6 protein-coding genes and 1 pseudogene are annotated in these 9,171 nt (G+C 75.1%); 1 reads left to right on the plus strand and 6 read right to left on the minus strand.

Annotated elements, in window-relative coordinates; translation table 11 throughout:
• Positions 1 to 105 precede the first annotated feature (105 nt).
• Positions 106 to 1,515 carry an ATP-grasp domain-containing protein gene (locus tag ACFXA3_RS24970; protein ID WP_385190338.1) on the minus strand — a complete coding sequence of 470 codons (1,410 nt, stop codon included), beginning with the start codon at positions 1,513 to 1,515 and terminating at the stop codon, positions 106 to 108.
• Positions 1,516 to 1,809: 294 nt separating this feature from the next.
• Between ACFXA3_RS24970 and ACFXA3_RS24975 the strand changes: the two genes are divergently transcribed.
• Positions 1,810 to 3,402 carry a glycoside hydrolase family 26 protein gene (locus tag ACFXA3_RS24975; RefSeq protein ID WP_385190339.1) on the plus strand — a complete coding sequence of 531 codons (1,593 nt, stop codon included), beginning with the start codon at positions 1,810 to 1,812 and terminating at the stop codon, positions 3,400 to 3,402.
• 5 nt (positions 3,403 to 3,407) lie between these two features.
• On the opposite strand, the gene ACFXA3_RS24980 is transcribed toward ACFXA3_RS24975, so the two are convergent.
• The 5 genes and pseudogenes from ACFXA3_RS24980 to murJ form a co-directional block, all read right to left on the minus strand.
• Complete coding sequence (locus ACFXA3_RS24980; RefSeq protein ID WP_385190342.1) at positions 3,408 to 4,550, minus strand: GNAT family N-acetyltransferase; 1,143 nt, start codon at positions 4,548 to 4,550, stop codon at positions 3,408 to 3,410.
• Entirely contained in the window at positions 4,547 to 5,233 is a 687-nt protein-coding gene (locus ACFXA3_RS24985; protein ID WP_385190344.1) for a lipopolysaccharide biosynthesis protein, read from the minus strand. Before ACFXA3_RS24985 ends, ACFXA3_RS24980 begins: the two co-directional genes overlap by 4 nt.
• 393 nt (positions 5,234 to 5,626) lie before the next feature.
• Positions 5,627 to 6,745, minus strand: a pseudogene (locus tag ACFXA3_RS24990) (glycosyltransferase); the annotation flags it as partial.
• Entirely contained in the window at positions 6,742 to 7,518 is a 777-nt protein-coding gene (locus ACFXA3_RS24995; protein WP_385190347.1) for a polysaccharide deacetylase family protein, read from the minus strand. The gene ACFXA3_RS24995 and the pseudogene ACFXA3_RS24990, both read right to left, overlap by 4 nt.
• Positions 7,508 to 9,031, minus strand: a complete 1,524-nt coding sequence (gene murJ, locus ACFXA3_RS25000) for a murein biosynthesis integral membrane protein MurJ (protein WP_385190349.1) — start codon at positions 9,029 to 9,031, stop codon at positions 7,508 to 7,510. The genes ACFXA3_RS24995 and murJ overlap by 11 nt, the downstream gene beginning before the upstream one ends.
• Positions 9,032 to 9,171: the final 140 nt, after the last annotated feature.

Genomic DNA, 9,171 nt, shown 5'->3' on the forward strand with positions numbered 1-9,171 from the left:
GAGCCTCCACCCGCCCCCGTCCGGGCCCGCCAGACCGGTGCCCCCTGGTGCCCGGGGTGCTCCCCCCCGCCGGGAGGATCGGGGGCGGGCGCTACACGGCGGGCGTCATCTGGTCACCAGTTCGTCCGGTTCGGCAGGGGCCGCCGGCGGGGTCAGGTCGCGGGCGCGCTGGCGCGGGGTGCGGACCACGGCGCGGGCCGTGCGCCGGCCGTGCGCCGGGACACCGCGCAGGACGCGCGCGCCCTTGTCCGCGCCGCGGCCGAGGAACGCGGCGAGCATCGCGAGGAACGGCAGCGGGTCGTCGGCGGCGAACCAGGCCGCCTCCGTCCGCCCGCGCTCCGCCCGCGGCACCGCCCGTACCGGCCCGCGCCGCCGGCCCCCGGCACCGTCCGCCCCGGCCCCCGCGTCCTCGGGCCGCGCCGGAGCGGGTACGGAGTCGGCGCGCCGTACGGCCGGTCCCGCGGCCCCCGGCACGGCGTCAGGACGCCGTACGGCCGGGCCCGTCGGGGCCGGGGCCGCCGCGTCGCGGCCCGACCGCGGGGGTACCGCACAGGCCGCGGGCGGGGTGCTCGCACCGGACCGCCAGGGCAGTTGCCGGCCCCGGACCGCCGCCAGCAGCGCGTAGTTCTCCGCGACGAACACCCGCCCCGGGCCGCCCGAGGGCTCCGGAACCCGTTGCCCCGTCAGGTCCAGGTACATCGCCTGGACCACGTCCAGCCCGCCCGCGTCCGTGAACAGCCGGAACTGCGCGCCCGGACGCGGGTTGAAGTCGACCAGCCGGAAACAGCCGCTCTCGTCCCGGCGGAAGTCCAGGTCCAGGATCCCCTGGTAGCCCAGCCGTTCGGCGATCCGCAGCCCCGCCTCCTCCACCGCCGGATCCGGCAGCCAGCGCCCCACCGCCGTCAGGCCCGTGCGCACCGGCCACGACAGCTCCTTGCGGCCCGACCCGGCGAGCAGCGGGTGCCCGCCCCGGGTGAAGGCCCCGTGGAAGAACCAGTCGGTGTCGGTCCCGGCCGGCAGGAACCGCTGGAGCAGCAGCCGGCTGCCCGCCTCGGCCGTGCGCTCGTACATCCGGCGCGCCTCGGCGGCGGTGTGCACGAGCGTGGTGCTGCGCAGTCCGGCTCCCGACGGCAGCAGCCAGGGCCGGCTCCACTTGGCCACCACCGGCAGGCCGAGGCGCCAGGCGGCCTCGGCCGCCTCGGCCCCGCTCGCCGGGATCACGGTCTCCGGGTGCGGGATGTCCCAGCGCTCGCACAGCCGCGACAGCTCCGCCTTGTCCGCCACCCGGGCGGGCAGCCCGTCGGGCTGATGGGGGATCCGGAACCGCCCCTGGAGCATCGGCGCGATCCGCGCGACGGCGATGGCGCTCAGGTCGTCCATCGCCACGAGCACCGCCGGCCTGCCGATCCGCTCCGACACCCCGACGAGGCATTCCAGCAGCGTGTCCGGGGCTTCGGGGTCCAGCCCCCCGGCCGGACCGGGATGCGCGGCGTGCAGGTAGCGCGAGCGCCCCATGGGACCTCCCCCGGCCTCGACGACGGCATGGACCTCCACGCCCCTGCGCCCGAGCGATCTGACGGCGCCGAGGGTTCCGTGGTGGAACGGATTCCGATCGAGTCTGAGCACTACAGCGGGCAGATGGCTGACGAACGCGTGCATGGGAACGGTGTCTTTCACCTAGTCGGACCAAGCGGGGAGGATACGCAGCTGCGAATGGCCTAGGCAGCAGTCACCGGACAGGCCATTCGTCAGATGTGATGCCTAACGTCTTTGACAAGCAGACCGATTCAGGAAAGTTCGGGAGACGCCATGCCCAGACCACACCGCCGACTGGCGAGCACCTGCATCGGTACGGTGACGGCCGGACTGCTGGCCACCGGGGCCGCGCTCGCGGCGCCCGAGAAGGAGCAGCCCAAGGGCTCCGACATCGCCATGGGCGCGTTCCTCGACTCCGGTCCCCCCGGGGTCGACCGGATCCCGCGGCTGTCGCGCTGGCTGGGCGGCAAGGAGATCCGGGTCGGGCACACCTATCTGCCCGGAGACCGGTGGGCCCGCATCGAGGGCCCCGACTTCCTGGAGCCCTGGGCCCGGTGGCGCCGGGCCAAGGAGAACCGGCTCTTCGTCCTCAACGTGCCCATGCAGGAGCGCAACGAGGACCACGTCCCGGACCGCCAGGTGGCGCAGCTGATCCGGGCGGGCGCGGAGGGCGAGTTCGACCACCACTTCCAGCGGCTCGCCGAGAAGCTGGTGGAACTGAACCTTCCCGACACGGTGATCGTGCTCGGGTGGGAGATGAACGGCGCCACGTACACCCACCGCTGCGCGCCGGACCCGGAGGGCTGGAAGGAGTACTGGCGACGCATCGTCAACACGATGCGCTCCGTTCCCGGTCAGGACTTCAAGTTCGATTTCGCCCCCAACCGCGGGTCGGACGCGATCGGCTGGACCAGGTGCTACCCGGGCGACGACGTCGTCGACGTGATCGGCATGGATTCGTACGACCAGGCTCCCGGCCGGACCTTCGACGAGATGGTCAGCCAGCCGTACGGACTCCAGCAGCACGTCGATTTCGCGAAAGCGCACGGCAAAGCGATCTCGTACCCGGAGTGGGGGCTGTTCCGGCACGGGGACAACCCGGAGTACGTGCAGCGCATGCTGAAGTGGATCGCACAGCACAGGCCGCTCTACCACACCATCACCGACTACTGCCCGCACGGCGTCTGGCAGTGCAAGCAGAACCCGCGCTCCGCGAAGGCGTTCCGTGCCGCGCTCGCCCCCGAGCGGCCGGGCCCGGTGATCCCGACGCCCGTGGTGCCCACTCCGGTCATCCCCACGCCGGTGGTGCCGACCCCGGTGGTCCCGACACCGGTCGTGCCGACGCCGGTCGTGCCGACCCCGCAGATCCCGGCACCCGAGGTGCCCGTGCCCTCCCCGGCGGTCCCCTCGCCGGACGTCCCGGTGGTCCCGGTGGTTCCGAGCACGAGCCCCGGCCACCTGCCCGACCCGGTCCCGGAGCCCGTGCCCTCGCCGGCCGTGCCCTCGCCCGAGGTCCCGGCGACCGATCCCGTCCCGGTCACCCCGGAGCCGGTCGAGCCGAGCCCGCAGGTCCCGGCGCCCGAGAGCCCCTCCCCCGAGCCGGTTCCCGAGCCCGTGCCCTCGCCCGCGGTCCCGTCGCCCCAGACCCCGGCGAGCCCGAGCCCGGACCCCCTCCCGGTGCCGGTCCCGAGTCCGCTGGTGCCGGGGCCGGTGGTGCCCGAGCCCGAGCCCGTCGAACCGCCCGCCAACAGCACGGAGTGGTGCGTGCCGATCAACTTCGGCGAGTGGCTCTCCAAGCTGGTCGGCAAGCAGTCGGTCTGCGTCAAGATCAACTGGGGCAAGGACTCCGGCTTCTGGCCCTGGTAGAGCCGTCATCGGACCCGCAGCTCGTTGAGCCGCGCCCGCCAGTCCCGGGCGGCCGGCAGGGCCTCGCGCAGCGCGTCCACCGCCCGCTCGCGCCCCGCCACCTGCGATTCGTGCAGGCGGAGCAGGGGCGCGAGCGCCGTCCTGGCCAGCAGGAAGCGCTGGTTGACGACGGTCTCGGGGCGCCAGTGGTTCTTGTACGGCTCGTTGCCGCGCAGGAAGCTCACCACCGGGCGTCCCTCCGCGAGGGCGCGGCCCGCCTCGTAGCGCAGCAGCAGCGTCGCCACGTCCACCTTCCGGTTCCGCAGGTCCGGGTCGGCGCCGTACAGGTAGCCGCCGCTGAGCGCCCCCGACAGCAGCGTGACGTTGGCCGCGACCACCTTGCCGTCGAGCCGGAACTCGGTCAGCCGGCCTTCGCCGGCCCGCACCATCCGCCGGGTGGCCCGGGTCAGGTGCTCGGCGAAGCGGGGCCTCAGGTGCTCGGGGGTCACCCCGCGGCCGCGCCACTGCTTCTCGTGGAGCCGCAGCAGCGTCCGTACGGCGCGCGGCACCTCCTGCTCGGTGACCTCGCGCTCCTCGATGCCGGCCGCGTCGGTCTTGCGCAGCTTGGCCCGGACCCGCTGGGCGCCGGAGGCCGGCATCCGCTTGACCAGCTCGTCGAACGGCAGGGCGGGCAGCTCCATGCAGGTCGAATCGGTGAGCGTGCTGCGGATCCCGGGCCACTGCCCGTACAGCGCCTCGGCGGCGGCCCCCGGCCGCACCTCGCGCAGGTCGACGACCGCGCCACGGGCCGCCCGGTACAGGCCGTGGGCCAGCGCGGGGACCACCTGGTCGGCGTGCTCGGCGGCCACCAGCACGTCGAAGTAGTCGGTGATGCCGCCGCCGAGCGGCACCAGCAGCGGCAGCGGCCGGTGGACGAGCATCAGCGCGCACGCGCCGACGAGTTCCTCGCCGCGCCGTACGAGCACGAGGCGCAGCCGCCCGTCCCGGCCGTACGAGAGCCACCAGGAATGCAGCCAGGCGTGGCTCTGGAAGGGGGTGGCGGTGGGGCAGGCCCGCACGAGCCGGTTCCACGGCTCTTCGAGCGCGGCGAACTGCCGGGGGTCGCGGCACAGCGTCACCGACAGGGCCCCGGTGGAGCCCGCGGTCATCGCACGGACTCCTTCTCCTTGGTCTCGGTGTGCTCACCCTGCGCGGGCAGGGAGGCGTACTCCTCGACGACGGGCTGCTGCTGCCCGGACCGCCGGCCCCGGCCGGGCCGGGCCAGCAGCCACAGTCCGCCCAGCAGCCCGCCGGCGCACAGCCCGACGGCCCCGCTGATGGCGGCGGACGGCGAGGCGGGCTCGCTCGGCGCGACCGCCTGGTTGAACAGCAGCAGCTGCACGCCGGTGTTCTTCGCGGCCTGGTTGCTGTTCAGCGAAAGCGCGTCGGCGACGGCGTTGGCGATGTCCGCGGCCTCGTTCGGGCTCTTGGAGGTGCCGGTGATGGCGATCATCGGCGATTCGGGGGAGGTCTCGGCGCGCACCTGCGTACGGAGCCTGCGGGCGTCGACGCCCGCGCGGGGCTGGGCGTAGGCGAGGGTGGAACTGCTGGTGGCGATGCGGGCGTACGCCTGGGCGAAGCCGAGGGCGGTGGCCGGCTCGGTGGTGTCGTCCGGGACGGCGACGACGTAGCTGGTGGCGGCGTACTCGGGTGCCTTGAGCACGCCGTACGCCCCGCCCGCGGCCAGCCCCAGCACGGCGGCGGCCGGCAACGGCCACCACGCGGGCGGCGGCAGCAGCCGTACCTTGCGGCGACGGCGGTCGGTCTTCTTCTGATCGGTGGTGTCAGCCATGTCCCTGTCTCTTTCCTGGTGGAGGGGGGTTGGTACGGGTCCCGCGCGGGGACCCCTGCGGGGACCGGGTCACCCGGCCCCCGACCGGGCCGAATCGCCCGCTTGCGCCGGAGCCTGCGGAACCGGGGCCGGGGCCTGGGCGGGGGCGGCTCCCCGGCCCGCCGGCGCGGACCCGGCCCCGGTGCTCCCGGGCGCGACCGGCCCGGCCTCCGGGCCCGGCTGCGCCCCGGAGCCCCTCCCGTTGGCACCCGCGGGGGACGGGGGCACGGTGTCCGGGACCTCGTCGCGGGAGGACAGGGTCACCGTCGGGGCGGGCGTGAAGCCTCGGACCTGCTGCCCGGCCCGGGCGGGGGTGCGCCCGCCGGTGCGGTCGCGGTCGCGGGTGTGCCGGGCCAGGGCCAGGGCGTAGACGCCGAGGAGCCGGTCCGCGCTGTGGGCGATGTCGTAGCGGCGGACCACCGGGGGCGGCGGCAGCCGGCGCGCGCCGGCCTCCATGTGCCCGCGCAGGGCGGCGACCAGCTCCTGCGTCCCGGTCCCGATCCGCCGGGCCCCCGGCGCCTGTGCGGCCGGGAGGTCGTCGATCGCCGGACAGGTGACGTGCAGCACGGGCAGCCCCGCGGCCAGCGCCTCCACCACCGCCAGCCCGAACGCCTCCTCCCGCGACGGCGACACGAACACGTCCATCGCGGCCAGCAGCGCCGGGATCCCCGGGGTCCGCCCGTCGGCGCCGTCGCCCAGCGGGTCGCGCTCCCCCAGCAGGTGGATCCGGCCCTGGGCGCCCAGTTCCGCGGCCAGCCGCCGCAGGGCCGCCCGCTCCGGGCCGTCCCCGGCCAGCAGCAGGTGCGCTCCGGGCAGCGCCGCCACCGCCCGGACCAGCGAGTCGAACCGCTTGCCCGGCACCAGCCGCCCGACGCCGCCGACCACGAAGGCCCGTTCCGGCAGCCCGGTGCGGGCCCGGGTGGCCCGGCGCACCCCCTCGTCGAAGCGGAAGCGCACGGCTTCGATGCCGTTCGGTACGACGTGCACGCGCGCGGCCGGCACACCCCACTCCTCCAGGCGTGCCGCCACGGTCTCGGACACCGCCACGGTCGCCGCGCCCAGCCGTTCGGTGGCCAGGTACAGGCCCCGGACCCCGCGCGTCAGCGGCCGGCCCTCGATCTCGTGCTCGCCGAGGGAGTGTTCGGTGGCCACGGTCGCCCGGACGCCCGCGAGCCGGGCCGCGAGCCGCCCGTACACGCAGGCCCGGTACAGGTGGGTGTGCACGAGGTCGTACTGCTCGCGCCGCATGAACCGCACCAGCCTCGGCAGCGCCCCGAGGTCCCGGTTGCCCTGCATCCCCAGGTGCACGACGCGGACCCCGTCGGCCCGCAGCCCCTCGGCCACCGGACCGGGGTTGGTCAGCGTGAGCACGTCGCAGCGCATCGGCAGGTGCCGCAGCAGCAGCCGCAGCTGCTGCTCGGCGCCGCCGACGCCGAGCCCGGTGATGACGTGCAGAGCCCGTACGGACTTCACCGCTGCACCGCCCGGCGCAGCTCCTGCACCCGGTGCCGCAGCTGCTTGACCCGCAGCCGCCCGGCCCCGTCCGCCTGGCTGACGTGGGTGCGCGGCAGGGCGTGCAGGCCCGCCAGCCGGCCGGGGTCGATGGCGCAGGCGTACCCGTACCCGGCGGCCCGCGTCGCGTCGACGACCCGCGCGTCGAGGTGCCCGTACGGGTAGCAGAACCCCGTCGGCAGGGTCCCGGTGAGTTCCCGGATCAGCTCGCGGCTGCCGCGCAGCTCCTGCTGGAGGACGTCGTCGGCGGTCGCGGTGAGGTCCTGGTGGAGCAGTCCGTGCGAGCCGATCTCCTGTCCGGCGGCGGCGACCTCGCGGATGCCCTCGGCGGTCAGCAGGGACTTGCGCGGGCCCAGCGGGTCCCACACGTTGTCGACCCCCAGCCGCCCGGGCAGGACGAACAGCGTCGAGGTGCAGTCGTGGCGGCGCAGCAGGGGCAGCGCCCGGGTGAGGTAGTCGGTGTAGCCGTCGTCGAAGGTCAGCCCGACCAGCCCGGCGGCGCGGCCGGCCGCCCGGGCCCGGAGCAGTTCGCCGACGGACACCCCGCGCAGGCCCCGCGAGCGCAGCCACAGCAGCTGGGCCTCCAGTGCGGCCGGGGTGACGGTGATGCCGTACGGGTCCTCGGCGGGGTCGGTGAACTCGGCGACCGAGTGGTACATCAGGACCCACGGCGAGGCGGTCCGGCGGGCGGGGACCAGCGTGGCGGCCGGCGCCGTGCGGGTGTCAGCGGGCATTGCGGAACCTCTGGGTCAACTGGGCGGGCAGGGCGGTGATCTCGAGCGCCCGTATGGCCATGCCGCAGGCGCCGAACATGGCCGGGACGAGCAGGCAGCCGAGTGCGGCGCTGAGCAGCGGGTCGGGGATCATCGGCCCGGCGATCCAGCCGGTGCCGCAGGCGCCGACGGCGGCGACGGAGAGCCGGCCGATGCTGAGGGCGACCCGGCGGACCTGGATGGCGACGATCCGCGAGCCGAGCCCGGTGAGCAGCAGGACGGCCGTGGTGGAGATGCCGGCGGCGTTGGCGCCGGCGATCCCGTACGTGCCCCACCAGCGCACGGCGAAGGCCCCGGCCACGATGTTGACGAGGAGCCCGGCGCCCATCGCGAGCGCCGGGAACCAGGTGGGCCGGGCGGTCGAGAAGAAGGGCCGGGACAGTGCCCCGACGAGGCAGTGGCCGAGGAGTCCGAGGGCGTAGACGCGCATGACGTCGGCGGTGGCCAGGGTGTCGCGGTGGGTGAAGGCGCCTCGTTCGAAGAGGACCTGGATGATCTGCGGGGCGTACCCGATGACGAGGGCGGTGCCCATGAGGACGGCGAGGGAGGCCAGTGCGAGGTCCTGTTCGACGCGCCGCCGGGCCTTCTCCCGCTCTCCGCCGGCCATGGCCTGGGCGACGACGGGGAAGGTGACGGTGCAGATCATCAGGGACAGCACCATCGGCATCTGCGCGACCTTCTGCGCGTAGTTCAGGTGCGAGATGGCCCCGGGGGGCAGCGAGGCGGCGAGGAACCGCTCGACGAGGACCTGCGACTGCCGGAACACCGCGAAGAAGATCACCGGGGCGATCAGTCCGAACGCGATGAGGGTGGGCCGGTCCCGGTCGCGCTGGCTGCGCGGGGCGCCCTTGGCGCGCGGCGGACCGAAGCCCACGTTCCGGATGAACGCGGGCAGTTGGACCAGAGCCATGAGGATGCCGCCCACGGCGACACCGGCGGCGGCGGCCCGCACCCCCCACACCGCGTGGAGGGCGATCATCGTCCCGATGATCCCGACGTTGTACGAGACGTAGATCGCGGCCGGCGGCACGAACGAGCGGTGCGCCCTGAGCGCGGCGCTGAAGTACCCCGCGACCCCGAAGGACAGCACGGTCAGCGCGGTCATCCGGGTGCACTCGACGGCCAGCGCCGGATCGGGCAGTCCGGGCGCGAGCACGGCCACGACGAGCGGCGCGGCGACGACGAGCAGCGAGGCGACGGCGGCCAGGAACACCGTCAGCCGCGGCAGGGTCGCCCCCACCAGCATCCGTACGGGGTCCTGGGCGCGCGCCTCCTTGCGGGTGAGCCCGGCCCGGGTGGCCGCCCGCCGGGCCAGGGCGTGGCTGAACGCGGGCACCATCAGCAGCGCCATGGCGTCCTCGATCAGCAGGGTCGAGGCCATCTCGGGCACGGTCCAGGCGATCAGGAAGGCGTCGCTGTCGTGCCCGGCCCCGAAGAGGTGCGCGATGGTCTGGTCCCGGAACAGCCCGAACACCGCCCCGGCGGCGGTCAGTCCGGCGGTGACGGCGGCGGCCTTGGCCAGGAACCGGCTGCTGGTCCTCGCGGTGGCGGGGCAGGCCGAGGCCGTCGGTTACCGCTACTGGTCCTTCTGGGACCGGACCGGCGGCACCTGGA

Source organism: Streptomyces sp. NPDC059456 (assembly GCF_042750055.1).
Taxonomy (GTDB): Bacteria; Actinomycetota; Actinomycetes; order Streptomycetales; family Streptomycetaceae; genus Streptomyces.

What these genes read in the sequence shown, in the direction of transcription:
- ACFXA3_RS24970 (WP_385190338.1), bottom strand. Translation starts at nt 1,515, where the DNA reads ATGGGGCGCTCGCGCTACCTGCACGCCGCGCATCCCGGTCCGGCCGGG.
- ACFXA3_RS24975 (WP_385190339.1), top strand. Translation starts at nt 1,810, where the DNA reads ATGCCCAGACCACACCGCCGACTGGCGAGCACCTGCATCGGTACGGTG.
- ACFXA3_RS24995 (WP_385190347.1), bottom strand. Translation starts at nt 7,518, where the DNA reads ATGCCCGCTGACACCCGCACGGCGCCGGCCGCCACGCTGGTCCCCGCC.
- ACFXA3_RS24985 (WP_385190344.1), bottom strand. Translation starts at nt 5,233, where the DNA reads ATGGCTGACACCACCGATCAGAAGAAGACCGACCGCCGTCGCCGCAAG.
- ACFXA3_RS24980 (WP_385190342.1), bottom strand. Translation starts at nt 4,550, where the DNA reads ATGACCGCGGGCTCCACCGGGGCCCTGTCGGTGACGCTGTGCCGCGAC.